Annotated in this window: 21 protein-coding genes and 1 pseudogene; 9 read left to right on the forward strand and 13 right to left on the reverse strand. The window is 62.5% G+C overall.

All coding sequences use genetic code 11. The annotated features are described in order from the left end of the window. Positions 1-37 precede the first annotated feature (37 nt). From Q0949_RS20090 to uvrA, 5 genes are all read left to right on the forward strand, one after another. On the forward strand, positions 38-1,306 hold the full coding sequence (locus Q0949_RS20090; RefSeq protein ID WP_299376738.1) for an MFS transporter: 1,269 nt from the start codon (positions 38-40) through the stop codon (positions 1,304-1,306). Between the two features lie 91 nt (positions 1,307-1,397). After that, positions 1,398-1,976, forward strand: a complete 579-nt coding sequence (locus Q0949_RS20095) for a DUF924 family protein (RefSeq protein WP_299376741.1) — start codon at positions 1,398-1,400, stop codon at positions 1,974-1,976. Positions 1,977-2,113: 137 nt separating this feature from the next. After that, a complete protein-coding gene (lpdA, locus tag Q0949_RS20100) occupies positions 2,114-3,511 on the forward strand; it encodes a dihydrolipoyl dehydrogenase (RefSeq protein ID WP_299376744.1) in 1,398 nt (465 codons plus the stop codon). A gap of 62 nt (positions 3,512-3,573) precedes the next feature. Beyond that, a complete protein-coding gene (locus Q0949_RS20105) occupies positions 3,574-4,737 on the forward strand; it encodes an MFS transporter (RefSeq protein ID WP_299376747.1) in 1,164 nt (387 codons plus the stop codon). A gap of 93 nt (positions 4,738-4,830) precedes the next feature. Further along, positions 4,831-7,713 carry an excinuclease ABC subunit UvrA gene (gene uvrA, locus Q0949_RS20110; RefSeq protein ID WP_299376750.1) on the forward strand — a complete coding sequence of 961 codons (2,883 nt, stop codon included), beginning with the start codon at positions 4,831-4,833 and terminating at the stop codon, positions 7,711-7,713. Positions 7,714-7,753: 40 nt separating this feature from the next. Here uvrA and Q0949_RS20115 read toward each other — a convergent pair whose 3' ends face one another. The 7 genes and pseudogenes from Q0949_RS20115 to Q0949_RS20140 form a co-directional block, all read right to left on the reverse strand. Next, positions 7,754-8,083, reverse strand: coding sequence for an excinuclease ABC subunit A (locus tag Q0949_RS20115; protein WP_299376753.1), 330 nt, complete (start codon positions 8,081-8,083; stop codon positions 7,754-7,756). An 86-nt stretch (positions 8,084-8,169) separates the two neighbouring features. Then, positions 8,170-9,042 carry a 3-hydroxyisobutyrate dehydrogenase gene (gene mmsB / locus Q0949_RS20675; protein ID WP_366524064.1) on the reverse strand — a complete coding sequence of 291 codons (873 nt, stop codon included), beginning with the start codon at positions 9,040-9,042 and terminating at the stop codon, positions 8,170-8,172. 60 nt (positions 9,043-9,102) lie between these two features. Beyond that, a pseudogene (locus Q0949_RS20680) lies at positions 9,103-10,083 on the reverse strand (enoyl-CoA hydratase/isomerase family protein); the annotation flags it as partial. Further along, positions 10,080-10,412 carry a hypothetical protein gene (locus Q0949_RS20125; protein WP_299376759.1) on the reverse strand — a complete coding sequence of 111 codons (333 nt, stop codon included), beginning with the start codon at positions 10,410-10,412 and terminating at the stop codon, positions 10,080-10,082. The gene Q0949_RS20125 and the pseudogene Q0949_RS20680, both read right to left, overlap by 4 nt. Positions 10,413-10,417: 5 nt before the next feature. Then, the gene (locus tag Q0949_RS20130; protein WP_299376762.1) at positions 10,418-11,560 is read right to left on the reverse strand and encodes an acyl-CoA dehydrogenase family protein; all 1,143 of its coding nucleotides are present in this window, start codon (positions 11,558-11,560) and stop codon (positions 10,418-10,420) included. 61 nt (positions 11,561-11,621) lie between these two features. Then, a complete protein-coding gene (locus Q0949_RS20135) occupies positions 11,622-12,056 on the reverse strand; it encodes a hypothetical protein (RefSeq protein WP_299376765.1) in 435 nt (144 codons plus the stop codon). Position 12,057: 1 nt separating this feature from the next. Beyond that, a complete protein-coding gene (locus Q0949_RS20140; protein ID WP_299376768.1) occupies positions 12,058-13,557 on the reverse strand; it encodes a CoA-acylating methylmalonate-semialdehyde dehydrogenase in 1,500 nt (499 codons plus the stop codon). 126 nt (positions 13,558-13,683) lie between these two features. Between Q0949_RS20140 and Q0949_RS20145 the strand changes: the two genes are divergently transcribed. From Q0949_RS20145 to coaD, 3 genes are all read left to right on the forward strand, one after another. Next, positions 13,684-14,622, forward strand: coding sequence for a LysR family transcriptional regulator (locus tag Q0949_RS20145; protein ID WP_299376770.1), 939 nt, complete (start codon positions 13,684-13,686; stop codon positions 14,620-14,622). A 158-nt stretch (positions 14,623-14,780) separates the two neighbouring features. Beyond that, a complete protein-coding gene (locus Q0949_RS20150; protein WP_299376771.1) occupies positions 14,781-15,215 on the forward strand; it encodes a CBS domain-containing protein in 435 nt (144 codons plus the stop codon). A 64-nt stretch (positions 15,216-15,279) separates the two neighbouring features. Beyond that, the gene (coaD, locus tag Q0949_RS20155) at positions 15,280-15,771 is read left to right on the forward strand and encodes a pantetheine-phosphate adenylyltransferase (RefSeq protein WP_299376773.1); all 492 of its coding nucleotides are present in this window, start codon (positions 15,280-15,282) and stop codon (positions 15,769-15,771) included. 10 nt (positions 15,772-15,781) lie between these two features. Here coaD and Q0949_RS20160 read toward each other — a convergent pair whose 3' ends face one another. From Q0949_RS20160 to gap (Q0949_RS20175), 4 genes are all read right to left on the reverse strand, one after another. Beyond that, positions 15,782-16,264: a GNAT family N-acetyltransferase gene (locus tag Q0949_RS20160; protein WP_299376776.1), complete on the reverse strand. Its 483-nt coding sequence runs from the start codon at positions 16,262-16,264 to the stop codon at positions 15,782-15,784. Positions 16,265-16,379: 115 nt separating this feature from the next. Continuing rightward, entirely contained in the window at positions 16,380-17,384 is a 1,005-nt protein-coding gene (gene gap, locus Q0949_RS20165) for a type I glyceraldehyde-3-phosphate dehydrogenase (RefSeq protein ID WP_299376926.1), read from the reverse strand. A gap of 132 nt (positions 17,385-17,516) precedes the next feature. After that, positions 17,517-17,660, reverse strand: a complete 144-nt coding sequence (locus Q0949_RS20170; protein ID WP_299376779.1) for a hypothetical protein — start codon at positions 17,658-17,660, stop codon at positions 17,517-17,519. Positions 17,661-17,740: 80 nt separating this feature from the next. After that, a complete protein-coding gene (gene gap / locus Q0949_RS20175; protein WP_299376782.1) occupies positions 17,741-18,742 on the reverse strand; it encodes a type I glyceraldehyde-3-phosphate dehydrogenase in 1,002 nt (333 codons plus the stop codon). A gap of 204 nt (positions 18,743-18,946) precedes the next feature. Between gap (Q0949_RS20175) and Q0949_RS20180 the strand changes: the two genes are divergently transcribed. Beyond that, positions 18,947-19,915 (forward strand): DUF808 domain-containing protein, encoded by a 969-nt coding sequence (locus Q0949_RS20180; RefSeq protein ID WP_299376784.1) that lies wholly within the window; start codon positions 18,947-18,949, stop codon positions 19,913-19,915. A gap of 4 nt (positions 19,916-19,919) precedes the next feature. Here Q0949_RS20180 and Q0949_RS20185 read toward each other — a convergent pair whose 3' ends face one another. Both Q0949_RS20185 and tkt read right to left on the reverse strand, forming a co-directional pair. Then, entirely contained in the window at positions 19,920-20,465 is a 546-nt protein-coding gene (locus Q0949_RS20185; protein ID WP_299376786.1) for a prolyl-tRNA synthetase associated domain-containing protein, read from the reverse strand. 54 nt (positions 20,466-20,519) lie between these two features. Then, positions 20,520-22,535: a transketolase gene (gene tkt, locus Q0949_RS20190; protein ID WP_299376788.1), complete on the reverse strand. Its 2,016-nt coding sequence runs from the start codon at positions 22,533-22,535 to the stop codon at positions 20,520-20,522. Between the last annotated feature and the right edge of the window lie 88 nt (positions 22,536-22,623).

Genomic DNA, 22,623 nt, shown 5'->3' on the forward strand with positions numbered 1-22,623 from the left:
AGGGTCGGGCATCGCCACCGCGCAGGAGACCTGAGAGATGATCCAAGTTTTGACCAGCGCCTGGGCCCTGTTGTTCGGCATGTTCCTGTTGATGGTCGGCAACGGCATGCAGGGCACCTTGCTGGGCGTGCGGGGCGAGATCGAAGGGTTTTCTACGCTCGAGATGTCGATTGTCATGTCGGCCTATTTCGCGGGCTTTCTCGGGGGCAGCCGCATGGCGCCGGGGATGATCCGGCGGGTGGGTCATGTGCGGGTGTTCGCGGCACTGGCGTCGCTGATCTCCGCCGTGATGATCCTGTACCCCACCTTTGCCGATCCGTGGGTGTGGACGGTGGGGCGCGTGCTGATCGGGTTCTGCTTTTCCGCCGTATATGTCACCGCGGAAAGCTGGCTGAACGATGCGGCGGACAATTCCAACCGGGGCAAGGCGCTGTCGCTTTACATGATCGTGCAGACGCTGGGCATTGTCGCCAGCCAGGCCCTGTTGCTGACCGCTGACCCGTCGGGCTTCGTCCTTTTTGTGATCCCGTCGGTGCTGGTCTCCATTGCCATTACGCCAATCCTGCTGTCGATCAGCCCGACACCAGCCTTTGACACGACCAAGCCGATGACGCTGCGCCAGCTGGCGCAGGTGTCCCCCTTGGGTGTGTTTGGCATGTTCATCCTGGGCGGTGTGTTCTCGGCTCAGTTTGGCATGGCCTCGGTCTATGGCGCGCAGATCGGTCTGAGTGTGGCGCAAATTTCGACCTTTGTGGCCACGTTCTTTGTCGGTGCGGTCGTGCTGCAATACCCGATCGGCTGGCTGTCCGACCGGCTGGACCGACGGTTGCTGATCGTGGCTGTCTCTGCGCTGGGCGTGACAGGGTCGGTCCTGGGCATGGTGCTGGGTGGCAACTTTGCGCTGCTGCTGGGATCCGCCTTTCTGGTGGGGGGGATGTCCAACCCGCTCTATTCGCTGCTGATCGCGCACACGAACGACTTTCTCGACCATGACGACATGGCGGCGGCTTCGGGGGGCTTGGTGTTCCTGAACGGGCTGGGTGCGGTGGCGGGACCCCTCATCGTCGGTGCGTTGATGGAGAATGTGGGCCCGGGCGGGTTCTACCTGTTCACCGCCATCCTCTTTGCCATCCTGGTGGCCTATGCCACCTACCGGATGACACAGCGTTCGACCGTTCCACTGGACGAGACGGGGTCGTATGTTGCGATGTCGCCGGCATCGACCACGCCCGTCGCCATGGAAATTGCGCAAGAATACGCCATCGAAACCGATCTGGACGGCGAAGACGACACACGCGCCGCCTAATGTGTCGTCCCTGTTGTATTTCGTGATTGGGGTCGTATCTAAAACCTATGTAACGATTTGACATACGGCATTGCGAGTGGGAGCGAACGCCATGATGGGTCCGGATGATGTTTTGAAGTTCTGGTTGGATGAGTGTGGTCCGGAGCAGTGGTATGCCACCGATCCCGCGCTGGATGAGACCATACGCAGCCGTTTCGGCGCCACATGGCAAGCCGCGACAGAGGGCAAGTTCTCTCTCTGGCTAACATATCCCAACGGGGCGCTGGCCTACATCATTCTGACCGACCAGTTCCCGCGCAACATGTTCCGCGACGACCCGCGCGCTTTTGGCACGGACCGCGCGGCCCTTGCGGCGGCGAAATCCGCCATCGCCAAGGGCTGGGACATGCGCATCGACGCACCCGCCCGGCAGTTTTTCTACATGCCGCTCGAGCATTCGGAAAACCTGTGCGACCAGGACCGCGCCGTGCGGCTGATCTGTGAACGGATGCCGGATGACACATCGTTGCTGCATGCGCGTGCCCACCGCGAAGTGATCCGCCAGTTTGGCCGGTTCCCGCATCGCAATGCAGCGCTGGGCCGCGTGACAACCGGGGCCGAGCAGGCGCATCTGGACGCGGGCGGCTATGGTGCCACGGTACGCGGCTTGCAGGCAGCTGCCGCCGCCTGACCGCTTTGATCCCCACAGACTTTACGCACGTTTCCCCGGCGTCAGTCGATTTGTCGCGCCTTGCCTTCGTTGTCGTTTGCGGAAAAATAGTTTAACGGTAAACTAATTCTGACGCAGCGTTTGGCGAGGACATTGATATGGCGGCGAAATCCTTTGATGTGGTTGTGATCGGCTCCGGGCCGGGTGGGTATGTCGCGGCAATCCGGGCGGCCCAGTTGGGTTTGAACACCTGTGTTGTCGAACGCGAACATCTGGGCGGTATCTGCCTGAACTGGGGCTGCATCCCGACCAAGGCGATGCTGCGCAGTTCCGAAGTGTTCCACCTGATGCACCGCGCCAAGGAATTCGGCCTCAAGGCGGATGGCATCGACTATGACCTGCCCGCCGTCGTGGACCGCAGCCGCAAGGTGGCCGCACAGCTGTCGGGTGGCGTGCAACACCTTCTGAAAAAGAACAAGGTGACCGTAATCATGGGCGAGGGCACGATCCCGTCCAAGGGCAAGGTCAGCGTCAAGACCGACAAGGGCACCGAAGAGATAACAGCCAAGAACATCATTCTGGCCACCGGCGCACGGGCCCGCGAATTGCCGGGTCTGGAAGCGGACGGCGAACTGGTGTGGACCTACAAGGCGGCGCTGACGCCCAAACGGATGCCGAAAAAGCTTCTGGTCATCGGGTCGGGCGCAATCGGCATCGAATTCGCCAGCTTTTACAACACCTTGGGCGCGGATACGACCGTGGTCGAGGTGATGGACCGCGTCCTGCCCGTCGAAGACGCCGAGATCAGCGCCTTTGCCAAGAAAGCGTTCGAGAAACAGGGCATGAAGATCATGCAAAAGGCGATGGTCAAACAGCTGGACCGGGCCAAGGGCAAGGTCACGGCCCATATCGACGTGGGCGGCAAGGTCGAGAAGCACGAGTTTGACACCGTGATCTCCGCCGTAGGGATCGTCGGCAATGTCGAGGGGCTGAACCTCGAAAAACTGGGCGTGAAGGTCGACCGGACCCACGTGGTGACAGATGAATATTGCCGCACCGGAATCGAGGGGCTTTACGCGATTGGCGACATCGCGGGTGCGCCGTGGCTGGCGCACAAGGCGTCGCACGAGGGCGTCATGGTGGCCGAGCTGATCACGGGCAAGAACACTGTCCACCCGATCAAGCCGAACTCCATCGCGGGCTGCACCTATTGTCATCCGCAGGTGGCCAGCGTCGGCCTGACCGAAGCGGCGGCCAAGGAGGCCGGGCACGAGGTGAAGGTGGGCAAGTTCCCCTTTATCGGCAACGGCAAGGCCATCGCACTGGGCGAGCCCGAGGGCATGATCAAGACCGTGTTCGACGCCAAGACCGGCGAGTTGCTGGGCGCGCACATGATCGGGGCCGAAGTGACCGAACTGATCCAGGGCTATGTCGTGGGTCAGGCGCTGGAAACCACCGAAGAGGATCTGATGCACACCGTATTCCCGCATCCGACCCTGTCCGAAATGATGCACGAAAGCGTGCTCGACGCCTATGACCGCGTAATCCACATGTAAGGCGCAGGCCGCGCACAGATCGCGGCCTTGCAGCGCCCGGCTTTCAGGCGTAGCCCGGAGCCATGACCGACCGCACCTCATTCCCGCTTGTCTTTGCCCTCTGGGGCGCGGGGCTGGGGGCGGCGGGGCAATACGCCAAGATTTCCATCATCTTTGACCGGCTGCCGCAGGTCTATCCCGACGCGGGCCCCGCGCTGGGGTTCATCGTGTCGCTGGTGGGGTTCGTGGGGATCGTCCTGGGGGTTGTGGCCGGTCTGGTGGTGGCGCGCATCCGGTATCGCCGCGCGATGCTCTGGGCGCTGTGGGCTGGGGCGGCGCTGTCGCTCTTTCAGGCGACGATGCCGAGCCTGCCCTTGATGCTGCTCAGCCGGGGCCTCGAAGGGGTTTCGCATCTGGCCATCGTGGTGGCTGCACCCACATTGATCGCACAGCTCAGCACGGATCGGCACCGCGGTTTTACACTGACACTTTGGAGCACGTTCTTCTCGGTCGCCTTTACCCTGCTGGTCGCGCTTGGCCTGCCGCTGGTCGAGGCGCGCGGGTTGCCTGCCCTTTTTGTCGCGCACGCGCTGTGGCTCATGGCCTTTGCCGTGATCCTGACCGTGTTCCTGCGCCCGATCGAAGTACCGCCCGAGGGGCGTCTGACCCTGACCGGGATCGTGCGGGACCACATCGCCATCTACCGCTCCCCGCGCATCGCCGCACCTGGGGCTGGGTGGATGTTTTACACCTTCTGCTTCCTTGCCATCCTGACCGTCCTGCCGCCCTATATTGCGCCCGAATGGCGGGCTTGGGTGATGGGGGCAATGCCGCTGACCTCGATTGCCGTATCGCTGACACTGGGGGTCTATGCGCTGCGCTTCATCACGGCGGTGATGCTGGTGCAGATCGGGTTTGCCGCCTGCATCGCGTCGCTCTTGTGGCTGTGGGTCATGCCGGGGCTGCCTGCGGCGTGCCTCGCACTGGCGGCCGCACTTGGCCTTGTGCAGGGGGCCAGTTTCGCCGCCGGACCACAGCTGAACCAAAGCGCGGCACATCAGAGCCAAGCTTACGGCGGCCTCGCGCAAACGGGCAACCTCGGCAACACGCTGGGCACGCCTGTGCTGCTTTTGGTACTGGGCGTGGCGGGGTTTCCGGGGCTGGTGTGGACCTGCGTGGCCGTGTTTGCTTGCGGCATCGCCGCCCATGGCTGGATGGCAGCGCGCCGACGTGCTGACAGCGCATGACAGCAGCGAACATGTTCGCACAATGTTCTAACTTTTTCATTGGCTGTGACGGCCATCTGACCTATGTACAGATCGTTAATCCGGGGGGCTGATATGGCCGAGCAAAAGAATATCGAGGTGCGCGGCGCGCGCGAGCACAACCTCAAGGGGATCGACGTGGATATCCCGCGTGATCAGCTGGTGGTGATCACCGGCCTCTCGGGGTCGGGCAAGTCGAGCCTTGCCTTCGACACGATCTATGCCGAGGGGCAGCGCCGCTATGTGGAATCGCTGTCCGCCTATGCGCGACAGTTCCTCGATATGATGCAAAAGCCGGATGTGGATCACATCTCCGGCCTCAGCCCCGCGATTTCCATCGAGCAAAAGACGACGTCAAAGAACCCCCGCTCGACCGTCGGCACCGTGACCGAGATTTACGACTACATGCGGCTGCTCTTTGCCCGTGTCGGCACGCCCTACAGCCCTGCCACCGGCAAGCCCATCGAGGCGCAGCAGGTGCAGGACATGGTCGACCGCATCATGACGATGGAGGAGGGGACGCGCGCCTATCTGCTGGCTCCGATCATCCGCGACCGCAAGGGCGAGTACCGCAAGGAATTCCTGGAGCTGCGCAAGCAGGGGTTCCAGCGGGTCAAGGTGGACGGCGCGTTTTACGAGTTGGACGAGCCGCCGACGCTGGACAAGAAGTTTCGGCATGACATCGACGTGGTCGTGGACCGGATCGTGGTGCGCGAGGGGCTGGAAACGCGGTTGGCCGACAGCCTGCGCACCGCGCTGGATCTGGCCGACGGCATTGCCATTCTCGAGACCGCACCGAGTGAGGGTGACCCGGAACGCACGACTTTTTCCGAGAAATTCGCCTGTCCAGTCAGTGGCTTCACCATCCCCGAGATCGAGCCGCGGCTGTTTTCCTTCAACGCGCCCTTTGGAGCCTGCCCGACCTGCGACGGGCTGGGGCAGGAGCTGTTCTTTGACGAACGGCTTGTCGTGCCGGACCAGACTTTGAAGGTCTATGACGGGGCCTTGGCGCCTTGGCGCAAGGGCAAATCCCCGTATTTCCTGCAAACCATCGAAGCGATTGCCAAGCATTACGAGTTCGATCCGCAGACCAAGTGGAAAGACCTGCCGGCCCATGTGAAACAGGTATTTCTCTATGGCTCCGGCGATGACGAGATCCCGTTTCGCTATGACGAGGGGGGCCGCGTCTATCAGGTCACGCGCGTGTTCGAAGGGGTGATCCCCAACATGGAACGCCGCTATCGCGAGACGGATTCCAACTGGATCCGCGAGGAATTCGAGCGCTATCAGAACAACCGCCCCTGCGGCGATTGCGGCGGGTTCCGCCTGCGCCCCGAAGCACTGGCGGTCAAGATCGGGCCGTCAAATGATCCGGATCGTCTGCTGCACGTGGGGCAGGTGGTCGAGATGTCGATCCGCGAAGCCTATGCCTGGTGCAAGACCGTGCCGGACAACCTGAGCGCCCAGAACAACGAGATTGCGCGCGCGATTCTGAAAGAGATCCGCGAGCGGCTTGGCTTCCTGAATAATGTTGGACTTGAATATCTTACGATGTCACGTTCAAGTGGCACCTTAAGTGGCGGAGAGAGCCAGCGCATCCGCTTGGCCTCTCAAATCGGGTCGGGCCTGACGGGCGTTCTCTATGTCCTCGACGAGCCGTCCATCGGGCTGCACCAGCGCGACAACGATCGCCTGCTTGGAACGCTCAAGAACCTGCGCGATCAGGGCAATACGGTCATCGTGGTCGAACATGACGAAGAGGCGATCCGCGAGGCGGACTACGTTTTTGACATCGGCCCCGGTGCCGGTGTGCACGGCGGTGAGGTTGTGGCGCATGGCACGCCCGACGTACTGGCGGCAAGCGGGTCGATCACTGGCGACTACCTGTCCGGCAAGCGCGAGATCGCCGTGCCGCTGGAACGCCGCAAGGGCAAGAAGGGCAAGAAGAAGTTGACCGTGGTCAAGGCCACCGGCAACAACCTGCAAAACGTGACCGTTGATTTTCCGCTGGGCAAGTTCGTCTGCGTCACCGGCGTGTCAGGCGGGGGCAAGTCCACGCTGACGATCGAAACGCTGTTCAAGACTGCGTCCATGGCGCTGAACGGCGCGCGCCAGACGCCTGCGCCGTGCGAAACGATCAAGGGCCTCGAACATCTGGACAAGGTGATCGACATCGACCAGCGGCCCATTGGTCGCACACCCCGGTCGAACCCGGCCACGTACACGGGCGCATTCACCCCGATCCGCGACTGGTTTGCCGGTCTGCCCGAGGCCAAGGCCCGCGGCTACAAACCCGGGCGGTTCAGCTTCAACGTGAAGGGAGGGCGCTGCGAAGCGTGTCAGGGCGACGGTGTCATCAAGATCGAGATGCACTTCCTTCCGGATGTCTATGTGGAATGCGAGACCTGCAAGGGCGCGCGCTACAACCGCGAAACGCTCGAGATCAAGTTCAAGGGCAAGTCCATCGCCGATGTGCTGGACATGACCGTCGAGGATGCGCAGGGCTTTTTCCAGGCCGTGCCGTCGATCCGCGAAAAGATGGACGCGCTGATGCGTGTGGGCCTTGGCTACATCAAGGTGGGCCAGCAGGCCACGACCCTGTCAGGGGGCGAGGCGCAGCGGGTCAAACTGTCGAAAGAGCTCAGCAAACGCTCCACGGGTCGGACGCTCTATATCCTCGACGAGCCGACCACGGGTCTGCATTTCGAGGATGTGCGCAAGCTCTTGGAAGTGCTGCATGAATTGGTTGATCAAGGGAATTCGGTTGTCGTGATCGAACACAATCTCGACGTGGTGAAAACCGCCGACCACATCATCGACATCGGCCCCGAGGGTGGCGATGGCGGCGGCAAGGTCGTGGCCACAGGCACACCGGAACAGGTGGCAGAAATCGCAGAAAGCTACACAGGCCACTACCTCAAACCGATGCTGCAACCGCGCAAGGTGGCGGCGGAGTGATCAGCGCGGCGCGGACCGGATGTGCCCGCGCCGCGATGGATCAATTCAGGACGGCGGCGGCTGCGCCGATCAGGTCAAGGACTTCGCGTGTGTCGCGGTCCACCCGGAACACGTTGTCACCCACACGGTAATACGTCTGACCTTCAGGCAGCCCATAGCGCCCCGGATCGCGGATGATGATGTAATCGCCCGTGATCACATCGCCCCGTTGGTATCCTGTCGACGGATTGGCCGCTTTTTTGGCCTGTCCCGGAGGCACGCAGGGCACAGCCTTTTTCGCCAGTCCCGGCGGGCATCCCTTGGGTGCGGCCTGCGCCGCGCCTGCGAGGGCCATGGACAGCGATGCGGTGACGAGTAGCGTTTTCAACATGTGATTCTCCTTTGCTCAGGAGGTAAACGCACAGGCCCCGCAATTGTTCATTTGTGGACGAGGTGCGCGGAAAACCGCGGGGCCCGTCAGGGTCGTCCGCGGTCGACAAAGCGCGGCAACATCGCCGAGAAATCCTTGCCCTTGCCGCCTTCGTCCTCGACGAACTGCCGATAGAGCGCAAGCGCGGCCTGTCCCATCGGCGTGTCCGCATCCGCGGCCTCTGCCGCCTGCTGGCTGAGGCCCAGATCCTTGAGCATCAATTCCGCTGCAAATCCCGGGGTATAGCCATTATCGGCCGGGCTGGTCGGTCCGACACCGGGTGCGGGGCAATAGGCGTTCATGGTCCAGCTATAGCCCGACGAGGTGCTGACCACATCAAACATCTTTTGCCGGTCAAGACCCAGCTTGTCGGCCAGCGCAAATGCCTCGCAGGTGGCGATCATGGTCACGCCAAGGATCATGTTGTTGCAGATCTTGGCCGCCTGACCGGCACCGGCATCGCCGCAATGCACGGCCTTTTGCCCCATGATGTCAAAAAGTGGCTCGGCCGCCTCGAACGCCGCCGTGCTGCCGCCTGCCATAAAGGTCAGCGAGCCGCCTGCCGCGCCGCCGATCCCGCCGGACACCGGCGCGTCCACGCATCCCACACCCGCCGCATCCGCCTGGGCCGCAACGGCGCGGGCGCTGTCTACATCCACGGTCGAACAGTCGATCAGCGTGGCCCCTTGGGACATGGCCGGGATAACCTCGGCGGCGACGGCGCGCAGGATATCGCCATTGGGCAGCATGGTGATCACAATGTCTCGGCCCGCTGCGGCCTCGGCGGCACTTGCCGCCATCGCCATGCCCGCAGGCCCGGTGCCCGTCACGTCAAAGCCGGTCACTGCGTGGCCCGCCTGTGCCAGGTTCACCGCCATGGGCGCGCCCATGTTCCCCAGCCCGATAAATCCGATCTTCATCCCCGTTCCTCCCAGGTTGAGCGCCAATTTCCCCAGCGGCATCAACATCTTGCTGATCGCGGTGGGGGGCACGTTCTGATCCGCATATTGCCAGTTCGGACTACGGTCCTTGTCGATGATCGCCGCGCGGATCCCTTCGAGGAAATCGCCATGCTCCATCGCGCGGGCGGTAAAACGGTATTCGAGGTCCAGCGCCTTTTCCAGCGTCAGGGACGGACCGCGCAGCCGGTGCAGCGTTTCAATCGCGCAGGCCATCGACAGAGGGCTGTTGCGGCCCATCCGCTTGAGCGTGTCGCGGGCGAAATCACTGTCCTCGGCACGCAGCGTCGTCAGGATGTCGGACAGGGACGCGCCGTGGAAGTGGCGGTCGATATCGGCCATTGCGGCCTGCAAGGGGCCGGGGGCAGGGGCGGTGGCCGCATCGGTGACGCAAGCGACATCGCCCGTCTGCTCCAGTGTCGTGATCAGGGCGGGCCAGCGGTCTTCGGCGATGTAGTGATCGGCAAAGCCCGCGAATATCGCGTCACCTGCATTCATGCGTGCCGCCGTGGTGCCCAGATATTCGCCCAAACGGCCCGGCGCGAGGGCCAGCATCAGCGACCCGCCCACATCCGGCACCAAACCGATGCCGCATTCCGGCATGGCGATCTGGCTGGTGTCGCCCACGATCCGGTGCGATCCGTGGCACCCGATGCCCACACCGCCACCCATAGTGAACCCTTGCAAGAAGCTGACGACAGGCTTGGGATAGTGAAAGATCTTGTGGTTCAGGCGGTATTCATCCGCCCAGAACTTTTGGCCATAGGCAAAGTCGCCCTTGGTGCCGGTCTCGTAGAGTTCCGCGATATCCCCGCCCGAGCAAAACGCGCGGTCGCCTTCGGCATCGATCACAACCAGTTTGACCGCGCTGTCATTGGCCCATGCGTCCATCGCCGCCTCGATGGCGACGCACATCTCGTAGGTCATGGCATTGAGCGCGTGCGCCCGTTGCAGGGTGATGCGGCCCGCGTGGCCGGTGATGCGGATGGAGATGTCAGTCATCGGATTTTCAGTTTCTTCTCAAGTGTTGTGACCCGCAACTGTGCATCCGCTGCTCCTTTGACACTAAAGTTTCGTACCGCAATGACAAAAAGCCAGGCACCAAACGTAAACCAGAACAAAGAATAGACTGCATTGACCCAAATTCGAAGGTTCACTCTATCAGCGTCAAAAAGCAGTACGTCCAAAGTCACAAACGTAAAAAATGTGACGATAAACGCCGGAAAGGCCACCGTCATTATCCGAAACAGCATTAACTGCTGTAGCCCCAAGACGATGGGTCTTGTGATCCACAGTTCGACTCGCCACGCCAAATTTTGAAGAAATTTCATGCTACTCATCGGTTCTTTAGCATGTCCCGCGCGACGATCACGCGCATAATCTCGTTGGTGCCTTCGAGGATCTGGTGCACGCGCAGGTCACGCACCAGTTTCTCGATCCCGTAATCGGCCAGATAGCCATAGCCGCCGTGCAGTTGCAGACATTGATCCACGACCTTGGACCCGGCTTCGGTCACGAACTTCTTGGCCATGGCGCAGAACTTGGTGGCGTCCGGTGCGCCGGTGTCCAGCTTCCACGCCGCCTGGCGGAGGAAGGTGCGCGCGGCCTGCAACTCGATCTCCATGTCCGCCAGCCGGAATTGCAGCCCCTGGAACTGGTCGATGGACTGACCGAACGCCTTGCGCTCACCCATATATTGCAACGTCATGGTCAGCGCGGTCTGCGCCGCGCCCAGCGAACAGGCGGCGATGTTCAAACGGCCTCCATCCAGGCCCATCATCGCATATTTGAAGCCTTGGCCCTCTTCACCCACCAGATTTCCGCTAGAAATGTTGCAATTGTCAAATTGCACCTGGGCGGTGGGCTGGCTCTTCCAGCCCATTTTGTCCTCAAGCCCGCCAAAGCTCAGCCCCTCGGTGCCGTCCTCCACATAGACGGTGGACACGCCCTTGGGCCCGTCCTCGCCCGTGCGGACCATGCAGACATAGGCATCCGAATACCCGCCGCCCGAGATGAACGCCTTGGTCCCGTTCAGGGTGTATCCTTCATTCGTGCGCTCAGCGCGCGTGCGCAAGGCGGCCGCGTCAGAGCCGGAACCGGGTTCCGTCAGGCAATAGCTGAGAACGGTTTCCATACTCAACACGCCCGGCATCACCTGTGCCTTCAGATCGTCCGAGGCAAAGGTGTCCAGCATCTTGGCGCACATGTTGTGGATCGACAGGAACGCCGCGACGGAGGGGCAGGCCATCGACAGCGCCTCGAACACCAGCGTTGCATCCAGCCGAGACAGGCCGGACCCGCCCGCGTCTTCGGAAACGTAAAGCGACGCAAACCCCAATTCGCCCACCTTGGGCCACAGATCCTTGGGGATGGTGCCCGCCGCTTCCCAGTCGCGCGCAAAAGGTGCAATCTCGGATTGGCCAAAGGCGTGGGCCATGTCGAAAATGGCGGATTGTTCCTCGGTCAGGGCAAAGTCCATGATGCCTCCCTTCGTGCTGTGTCATGAATTGAACGCACGTTAAATTCCGATGTTTGCGAGACTATTGCAAGGCCGGTCCGTCCACCGCGGCCAAGAGGGCGGGGATCGATGTCTCAGACTGGCCCAGCATGGCAAGCGCCTGCGCCTCGGATTCCTGCACCATCGGCACAACCGCATCCACATCGTCCCAGGATTTCAGAAACAGCGCGGCCAGCTCCTGCCCGATCGGGGTCGGGGCCACATAGACCACCAGCGACTGGGTACCCGAATTGGCAAACCGTCCTGCCTTGGACGCCTGCATGAGCATGAACGCCACATAGTCACGTTCGTAATCGGTCAGTTGGGTCAGATCGACCAGCTGTTTCTGTCCGTGGGCAAAGTTGGGGTGGGACACATAGGCTTTGGTCGCCTCCACCGTGTCACGAATGGCGGCCATTCCGGAATACCGGACCACGACAAGGCCGCGATCCGGGAATATGTGGAACCCTACGGGCATGTTACTCCATCACGGGAATCGAGAATTCTCCGCCTTCCTTGATGCCCGAAGGCCAGCGCGCTGTCACGGTTTTGGTGCGGGTATAGAACTTGAACGCATCTGGCCCGTGCTGGTTGAGGTCGCCAAAGACGGATTTTTTCCAGCCACCAAAGGTGTGATAGGCCAGCGGCACCGGGATGGGCACATTGATGCCCACCATGCCGATGTTGATCCGGTTGGCAAAGTCGCGGGCCGTGTCGCCGTCGCGGGTAAAGATCGCGGTGCCGTTGCCGTATTCATGGTCCATGGCGAGGCCAATCGCCTCTTCGTAGGTCTGGGCGCGCACGGTGGTCAGCACTGGGCCAAAGATCTCGTGCTTGTAGATGTCCATGTCGGGCGTCGCGCGGTCAAAGAGGTGGGGCCCGACAAAATATCCCTCTTCATACCCCTGCAACTTGAAATCGCGCCCGTCGACGACCAGTTCGGCCCCCTGGTCGATGCCGGTTTGCACCAGACGTTCGATATTGGCCTTGGCCGCCGCCGTCACGACGGGGCCGTAATCGACGTCATTGCCTGCGGTATAAGGGCCCACTTTCAGCTTTTCGATCCGCGGCACCAGCGCCTCGATCAAACGGTCGGCGGTCTCATCTCCCACAGGCACCGCCACGGAAATCGCCATGCAGCGTTCGCCAGCCGCCCCGTATCCCGCACCCACCAACGCATCTGCCGCCTGATCCATGTCCGCATCTGGCATGACGATCATGTGGTTCTTGGCGCCGCCGAAACACTGCACCCGTTTGCCGTTCGCACAGCCCGTGGCATAGATGTATTCCGCAATCGGCGTTGATCCGACAAATCCGATGGACTGGATCACGTCGTTGTGCAGGATCGCATCGACCGCCTCCTTGTCGCCGTTCACGACTTGCAGGATACCTTTGGGCAGGCCCGCTTCTTCCATCAGTTCGGCCAGCATCAGCGGCACGGATGGATCGCGTTCGGAGGGTTTGAGGATAAAGGCGTTGCCGCACGCAATGGCGGGCGCAAACATCCACATCGGGATCATCGCCGGAAAGTTGAAGGGCGTGATGCCCGCCGTGACACCAAGCGCCTGGCGCATGGAATACATGTCGATGCCGGGGCCCGCGCTGTCGGTGTATTCGCCCTTCAGCAGATGCGGCGCGCCGATGCAGTATTCGACCACTTCCAGCCCGCGCTGCACGTCACCGGCTGCATCGGGCAGTGTCTTGCCATGTTCGCGGGACAAGGCCTCGGCCAGCTTGTCCATGTCGCGGTTCAGCAGGGCCACGAATTTCATCATCACCCGCGCCCGGCGTTGCGGGTTCACCGCGGCCCAGGCCGGTTGCGCCTTGGCGGCGATCTCCACGGCGGCGTTGATCTCGTCGGTCGAGGCCAGCGGCACCTTGGCTTGCACCTCGCCCGTGGCCGGGTTCATCACATCCGCAAACCGGCCAGACGTGCCCTTGGTGTGCGTGCCATCGATATAGTGGGTCAGCTCTTGCATGGAATCCTCCTGCGTCGCGGGGCGACAGTGCGTGTAATGTTGGGCGCAGGATAGTCTTGCAAAATGCGCTGTAAAAGGGGCATCTGGGCAAAATCACTTTGCAAAAATGCAAAACGAGGGCGCGCCATGGATATGAATTGGGACGATCTGCGGCTGTTTCTGGCGGTGGCGCGGGCGGAAACCCTGTCGGGGGCCAGCAAGACGACGCGGCTGGATGCGGCGACGCTGGGGCGGCGCGTGGCGCGGCTGGAACGGGATCTGAACGCGGCGCTCTTTGTGAAAACGCCGCAGGGCTATGCGCTGACGGAACCGGGCCAGCAATTGCTGCGCAGCGCCGAAGCGGCCGAGACCGCAATGCGCACGGCCGCCGAGGGGATCGCCGCGAACCGGGGGGCCGACGGCGCCGAAGGTCCGTCGGCGGCGCTGGCGGGGCAGGTGCGGATCGGTGCGCCCGATGGCTGTGCGAACTACCTCTTGCCGCAGGTCTGCGCCCGCATCACCGAGGCGCATCCTGCACTCGACATCCAGATCGTCGCCCTGCCGCGCGTTGTGAACCTGTCGCGGCGCGAGGCGGATTTTGCCATCGGGGTCAGTGCGCCCAGCGGTGGGCGTCTGACCGTGCAACGGATCACCGACTACAGCCTGCACTTCGCGGCCAGCAGCGAATATCTCGCGACGGCCGCGCCGCTGGACACACTGGCGGACCTGCGCAACCACCGCATTGTCGGCTATATCCCCGACATGATCTTTGATCAGGAACTCGACTACCTCGCCAATGCCGGCGTGACGCGCGTGGCACTCGCGTCGAACTCGGTTGCGGTGCAGCTGAACCTGCTGCGGCAGAGCGGCGGGGTCGGGGTTGTTCACGACTTTGCACTGGCCCACGTGCCCGGTATGCGCCGCGTTCTGGAACATGTGTTTTCCATTCAGCGCAGTTTTTACCTGATCCGTCACGCGTCCGATCAGGGCCATGGCCGTCTGGAACGGATTGCGCGCTTGCTGGTCCAGGGGCTGAAGGCCGAGGTTGGGCTGCTGGAGGCTGCTATTATGGAAAATATGAAGTAAATCAGCGGTTAAACGTAGGAAATTCACGTGATGCCACAGGTTGAATGGGCCGCAATCCAGACCAGCGGCTGCACGCCTGTGGCGAACACAAGGCTTGACACGACACCGTTCCGCGCCCGACGCTGGGTCACGGAAATGTCAACGCGAGGGCCCAGACCATGCTTGTCCACCAGATTCTCAAGTCGAAATCCGACGATGCCGTCGTCACCGTCCCACCGGGCACAAAGGTGTCGGACGCGGCAAAGATCCTGGCGGAACGCAAGATCGGGACGGTTGTCGTCTCGGCCGATGGCCAGACCGCTGACGGCATCCTGTCGGAACGCGACATCGTGCGCGTGCTGGCCAAGCGTGGCGGCGTCATCCTCAACGATCCGGTCGACAGCTTCATGACCTCGAAACTCGTCACCTGCAGCCGCGAGGACAGCGCCGATTCCGTCCTGCAAAAGATGACCGAGGGCCGGTTCCGCCACATGCCCGTCCTCGAAGGGGGCCAGTTGGTCGGCCTCATCACTCTGGGCGACGTGGTCAAGGCGCGCCTGACCGAACTGGCGATGGAAAAGGACGCCCTGCAAGGGATGATCATGGGCCACTGAGCGCGCTTGCATTCGCAGCCCCGAAATGGTGGATTGCGATGAAAGACGACTGACGGAGCCGCCCATGCGTATCGGCCTATACCCCGGAACCTTCGATCCCATCACGCTGGGGCATATCGACATCATACGCAGGGCCAGCCCGATGGTGGACAGGCTGGTGATCGGCGTGGCCATCAACCGCGACAAGGGGCCGTTGTTCGATCTGGAGGCCCGCGTCGCCATGATCGAGGCCGAATGCGCCAAGCTGAGCGCGCAGACGGGCACCGAGATCGTCGCCCACCCGTTCGAGAACCTGCTGATCGACTGCGCCCGCGATGTGGGCGCGCAGATCATCTTTCGCGGCCTGCGGGCCGTTGCGGATTTCGAATATGAATTCCAGATGGTCGGCATGAACCGCAAGCTCGATGACAGCATCGAAACCGTGTTCCTGATGGCCGAGGCCGAGCATCAGGCGATTGCCTCCAAACTCGTCAAGGAAATCGCCCGTCTGGGTGGGGATGTCAGCAAATTCGTGACACCACTGGTCAATGATGCGCTCAAGGAGCGGTTTGGCTGACGCGCCGCGGTCAGTCTGCGTCTGCGGTGTCCAGCCGGTATTTTAGAAATGCCGCACCATCGTAGTCGACCGTGCCGGCAGACAAGGCCCCAAGCCGGTCAAGTGCGCGCAGATTCTTGCGCGACGGCGGCAGCAGGAAGGTGACATAGGGGATCCGCGCGTCGGCCTTGGCAAAATCCATCGCCTTGCGCAGAACGCGCGCGCCCAGTCCAAACGCGTCCGGGCGCAGAACCAGGCCGAAGTCCCACTCTTCCGCCTCTTTCTGAAATCCGCCCCAGCCGACATATGCTCCACCGGACAAAAAGGCCCAGTGACCCAGCCCATCGCGGGCCCAGCATGCCTCTTTTGCGGTGACAAAAGCCTTGGCTGTCCCCACGTCCCACGCACCGGTCAACAGTGGCATATGCTCTGCAACGCGCGGATCGGACATGTGCTGGGCGATCTCGACCGGGTCGACCTCTGTCAACCGGGTAAACATAATGTCCGGCGTCATGTCGTCTCCTGTTCTGCCTGCGACATATATGGGCGCGCGACGGGCAAGACCCAAGAGAGGCCGACCGAAAAAGGGCGCCCAAGTGGCGCCCTGATCAAACAAATTCGTTCTGCGGTTACAGATACTTGCCCATCTCGACCGCCGTATCGCCCATGCGGTTCGAGAAACCCCATTCGTTGTCATACCAGCTGAGGATACGGACCATGTTGCCGTCCATCACCTTGGTCTGGTCGGTGGCAAAGATCGACGAATGCGGGTCGTGGTTGAAATCCATCGACACCAGTTTCGCGTCCGTCACACCCAGCACACCCTTGAGAGGGCCGGAGGCTGCGGCGGCGCTCATGGCGGCGTTGATCTGCTCGATGGTCACGTCACCGTCCACTTCGACGGTCAGGTCCACGCAAGACACGTTGGGCGTGGGCACGCGGATGGCCACACCGTCCAGCTTGCCGTTCAGCTCGGGCATCACCAGACCCACGGCCTTGGCCGCGCCGGTCGAGGTGGGGATCATCGACAGGGCTGCCGCGCGCGCGCGGTAGAGGTCCTTGTGCATCGTGTCCAGCGTCGGCTGATCGCCGGTATAGCTGTGCACGGTGGTCATGAACCCGCGTTTGATGCCGAACTGGTCGTGCAGCACCTTGGCCACCGGCGTCAGGCAGTTGGTGGTGCAGGACGCGTTCGACACGATCACATCATTGCCCGACAGGGTGTCGTGGTTCACGCCGTAAACGATGGTCTTGTCCGCATCCTTGCCAGGGGCCGAGATCAGAACACGGGACGATCCGTTTTCCAGATGCGCCTGGCAGGCGTCCTTGGAGGTGAAGATGCCGGTGCATTCCAGCACGATGTCCACATGGCCCCAGGGCAGGTCGGCGGGGTTGCGCTCTGCGGTCACCTTGATGGGGCCGTGGCCCACGTCGATGCTGTCTGCGGATGTCTTGACCTGCACCGGGAACCGGCCGTGCACGCTGTCATATTGCAGCAGGTGGGCGTTGGTCTCCACCGGGCCGAGGTCGTTGATGGCGACGACTTCGATGTCTGTCCGCCCGCTTTCCACGATCGCGCGCAATACGTTGCGGCCGATGCGGCCAAATCCGTTGATAGCGACTTTGATGGCCATGGTGGTCTCTCCCACATTGTGTGTCAGATAGCTGTCCGAGGCCACGCGCGTCTTACCGCCCGTCGCCGTTACCGCTAACAAAGCCATGCGCGCCGATTTGTCAACCGGGCAGGCGGGCCAGCCGGTGCGACTTTATCGCCAGAAGGCGATCCATTCGAGGAATTCTGCGAACTTCTTGCCCAGGAACACAAGGTGTTCAGACCCATAGAGCATGACATCCACGGTGATCGCGCCGACAATCAGCAGGCCAAGGACGAGGGCATTGAAATTTGTCATGGCGGAACACGGCCTGAACAGCAAAAAGGGCAGGGCCGTTGTGACAGCCCTGCCCAAACCTTGCAAGCGCGGCGAAAGGATCAGCCGAGCCGACCCATCGCAACGGCCACGTCCGCCATGCGCGCCGAAAACGCCCATTCATTGTCGTACCACGCCAGCACCCGCACCAGCCGGTTGCCGACAACCTTGGTCTGATCGGGGGCAAAGATCGACGAATGTTCGGTGTGGTTGAAATCGATGCTGACCTTCTGTTCGTCATCATAGGCCAGGACCCGGCCAATCGGGCCCTGCACGGCCTGTGCCACGGCGGCGTTGACCTCTTCCTTGGTGACATCGCGGCCCGCCTCGAATGTCAGGTCGACGGCGGACACGTTGGGCGTGGGCACGCGCATCGCGGTGCCGTCCAGCTTGCCCGCCAGGTTGGGCAAGACCTCTCCGAGCGCCTTGGCGGCCCCGGTGGACGTGGGGATCATCGCCATGGCCGCCGACCGCGCGCGATAGAGATCGTCGTGGCGGCGGTCCAGCGTGGGCTGGTCGCCGGTATAGCTGTGGATCGTGGTCATCACGCCGCGTTCGATGCCGATCGCCTCGTCCAGCACCTTGGCCAGCGGGGCCAGACAGTTGGTCGTACACGACCCGTTCGAGATCATTCGGTCATTGGCCGCCAGCAGGTCATCGTTCACGCCGAACACAACCGTCTTGTCCACATTCTTGCCCGGTGCCGACAGCAGCACCTTCTTCGCGCCGCGCTCGAAATGCACCTTGGCCTTTTCGCCGTCGTTGAACTTGCCCGTGCATTCCAGCACCACGTCCACGCCATCCCAGTCCAGCGCGTTCATGTCATAGGTCGACATCATCCGGATCGGCCCGCGGCCCAGGTCCATCGTGTTGTTGGACACGGTGATCTCGTGCGGGAAACGGCCATGAATGCTGTCGTATTTCATCAGATGCGCCGCGGTTTCCAGCGGGCCCGTGGCGTTCACCGCCACCACGTCGATGTCATTGCGCATCGATGTCGCGATGTGGTTCAGCGTGCAACGTCCGATGCGCCCAAACCCATTGATGCCAACTTTGATTGTCATGATGATGGTCCTTCCGCAACGGCAGCCTATGTGTCAGGGGCGTGATAGCTGCCGCACCGCGGCATGAGAACCCTTAAAGGCGCGGAAAAACAAAGTGTTAGCGATAAACGTGGCAATCGGTATACAGTTGGCGCTAACAGTATGCGGAACCTTTTGATGGTGTTATGCGCTAACGTACATGGACAGGGTTAAGGAGCCGGCGAGATGAGCGGACTTTTGGCATTGCTGGACGACGTGGCGGGAATCGCCAAGGTCGCCGCGGCATCGGTGGATGATGTGATCGGACAGGCGGCCAAGGCCGGGGCCAAGGCGGCCGGGGCGGTCATCGATGACGCCGCTGTGACGCCGAAATATGTCCAAGGGTTCTCCGCCGACCGCGAATTGCCGATCATCTGGCGCATCGCCAAGGGCTCGTTCAAGAACAAGCTCGTGTTCCTGTTGCCCGTGGGGCTGGCCCTGTCGGCCTTTGCGCCCTGGGCCATTCCGCCGCTTTTGATGCTGGGCGGGGCGTACCTGTGTTTCGAAGGGGCCGAAAAGGTCGCCCATGCGCTGGGTTGGGGCCACGGTCACGAGGATTACGAGGGCAAGGCCGACGTGGTCGAAGATCCCGCCCATCTCGAGGAGCAAAAGGCCCGCGGCGCCATCAAGACCGACTTTATCCTGTCAGCCGAGATCATGACAATCGCCCTGTCCAACATCCCCGAAAGCAATTTCTGGATGGAGGCGGCGACGCTTGCGGCTGTCGCAATCATGATCACCATCGCGGTCTACGGATCGGTCGCGCTGATCGTCAAGGCGGATGATGCGGGCCTTGCCATGGCCGCACGCGGGCGTCTGGGTCTGACACGGGCGCTGGGGCGTGGCATCGTCAAGGTCATGCCGGGCTTCATGAAGGCGCTGATGGTCATCGGCACCGCCGCCATGCTCTGGGTTGGTGGCGAGATCATCGTGCACGGTCTGGCGCAAATGGGCGTGCACGGCCCCGAGGACCTGATCTATGGCGCAGCCTCTGGCATCAGCGGCGCGTTTGGCGAGGCCGCAGGCTTTGTGAAGTGGCTGGTCAAGGCGACGCTCAACGGACTTCTGGGGCTTGCCATCGGCACCGCGCTGATCCCAGTGGGCGAAAAGGTGATCACGCCCATCTGGCGCGCCTTTGCCCCCAAGGCTGCATAAATCGCTAAAGTGTCACCCAGGTGGGTGACACGCCGACCTTTTCGAAAAACGTCTCCAGCCCCGCGACGGTCATGCCCAGCGTGCGGTCATTGACCAGCGGGTGGGGGTAGATCTGTGTGCACTCGCGCAGGCCTGCGTCAATGAACAACTGCACGCCCGTCTTGGCGCCGGTGATCATCGCCAGCGGCGTGACCGCGCCGGGGCGCACGCCCAGATGCTCCATCAACCGATCCGCCGACCCGAACGACAACCGCCCCGTGCCCAGCATCTGATGCAGCGCCTTGAGGTCGATCTTGCGGTCCTGCTCGGCCACGACCAGCAGATTGCGTTTCTTATTGTCGCGCAGATAGAGGTTCTTGATATGCCCGCCGCCCGCGTCAGACGGCAGGAACATGTCCTGCACTTTCTTTGAATCCTCGACCGTGCGCAGCGGCACGTGGTCATGGCGCGTGAACGCAATGCCCCACGCCTCCAACTGCCGCATCAGCGCATCGGATGACACCGGCAGGCTGTCCTGAAACTTTGACGATGCGTCGGGGGTGTCGGTCATGTCACCTGTCTCAATGGGGCAGGCCCCCGCAAGGCGGAGGCCCCATATGCGCCGTCAGAGCAGCGCCTTGGCCTTCTCGACCACGGCCGCGGCAGTGATGCCGAATTTCTCGAACAGGGTGCCGGCCGGGGCGGAGGCGCCGAAATCGTCCATGCCGACGAAATCGGCCTTGTTCGCCTTGCCACGCTCGCCCAGCAACCACTGGTCCCAACCTTGGCGCACGGCGGCCTCGATGCCGATGCGCACCGGGCCCGCGGGCAGTACCTTGCGGCGATAGGCTTCGTCCTGCTGGGCAAAGAGCTCCATGCACGGCATCGACACCACCCGGCAGCCGATCCCGGCCTCTTCCAGCGTGGCCCGCGCCTCAAGGGCGATGGAGACTTCGGACCCGGTCGCGATCAGGATCACCTGACGTTTGCCCGTGGCCTCGGCCAGCACATAGGCGCCCTGCGCGCTCAGGTTCTTGAGCTTGTGTTCAGTCCGCACCGTGGGCAGGCCCTGACGGGTCAGCGACAGGACCGCAGGCGTGTCCTTGGACGACAGCGCCAATTCCCAGGCCTCTGCGGTTTCCACCGCGTCGGCGGGGCGGAACACGTGGGTGTTCGGTGTCGCGCGGCTGATCGCCAGATGCTCCACCGGCTGGTGGGTCGGGCCGTCTTCGCCCAGGCCGATGCTGTCATGGGTCATGACGAACACTGTGGGGATCTTCATCAGTGCCGCCAGCCGCATCGCCGGGCGGGCATAGTCGGTGAAGCACATGAACGTGCCGCCATAGGGGCGCAGGCCCCCGTGCAGCGCCATGCCGTTCATCGCCGCGGCCATGCCGTGTTCGCGCACGCCCCAATACACATAGCGCCCGCCGCGATTGTCGGTGTCGAACACGCCCAGATCGGATGTCTTGGTGTTGTTCGATCCGGTCAGGTCCGCCGACCCGCCCACGGTTTCGCGCATCACGGGGTTCAGCACTTCCAGCGTCTTTTCGGACGCCGCACGCGTGGCCAGCTTGGGCGCGGCCTCGCTCATCTGTTTCTTGAACGCCTTGACGGTGGCCGACAGTTTCTTGGGCACGTCCCGCGCGATCACGCGGTTGAATTCGTTCTGCTTGTTCGACGACAATCCGGCAAAGCGCGCCTCCCATTCGGTGCGGGCCTCCGCGCCACGGGCGCCGATAGCCTCCCATGCGGATTTGATGTCGGCGGGCACGTCGAACGGGCCGGTGGTCCAGCCATAGGCGGCCTTGGCCGCGGCCATCTGATCCGCATCGGTCAGCGCGCCGTGGCCTTTGGACGTGTCCTGTGCGGCGTGACCCAGCGCGATATGGGTCTTGCAGGCGATCATGGTGGGCTTTTTCTGGGTCTTGGCCTTGGCGATGGCCGCGTCGATGGCCTCGGGATCATGGCCGTCGATTTCGATCACGGCCCAGCCTGCGGATTTAAAGCGCTGCGGCTGGTCGGTCGTGTCGGCCAGCGTGACGGGGCCGTCGATTGTGATGTTGTTGTTGTCCCAGAACACGATCAGTTTCGACAGCTGGTGGCGGCCCGCCAGCGTGATCGCTTCTTGGCTGACACCCTCCATCAGGCAGCCGTCACCCGCGATGACGTAAGTAAAGTGATCGACAACCTTGCGCCCGTACTGCGCGCGCAGGATTTCTTCGGCCATGGCAAATCCTACCGAGTTGGCGATGCCCTGACCCAAGGGGCCGGTCGTCGTCTCGATGCCCGTGGCGTGGCCGTATTCCGGATGACCCGCCGTGATTGCCCCCCACTGGCGGAAATCCTTGATCTGCTGGAGCGTCATGTCTTCGTAGCCCGTCAGGTGCAGCAGCGAATAGAGCAGCATGGAGCCATGCCCTGCCGACAGGATGAACCGGTCGCGGTCGGGCCAGTTGGGGGCGGAGGCGTCGAATTTCAGGTGCTTTTCGAACAGGACGGTGGCCACGTCGGCCATGCCCATCGGCATGCCGGAATGGCCCGAATTGGCGGCGGCGACGGCATCCAGCGTCAGCGCGCGGATGGCAGTGGCTTTGGACCAGTGGTCCGGATGGGCGGTGCGAAGTGCTGTCAGATCCACGGCGTGACGTCCTTTGGGCAATATGCGTTTGAGGCTGAATAACAGCCAAACCCCAAAGATCAAGGCGATCTGCACCGTTGCCGGGCGC

It is taken from the genome of uncultured Tateyamaria sp. (assembly GCF_947487805.1).
Lineage (GTDB): Bacteria > Pseudomonadota > Alphaproteobacteria > Rhodobacterales > Rhodobacteraceae > Tateyamaria.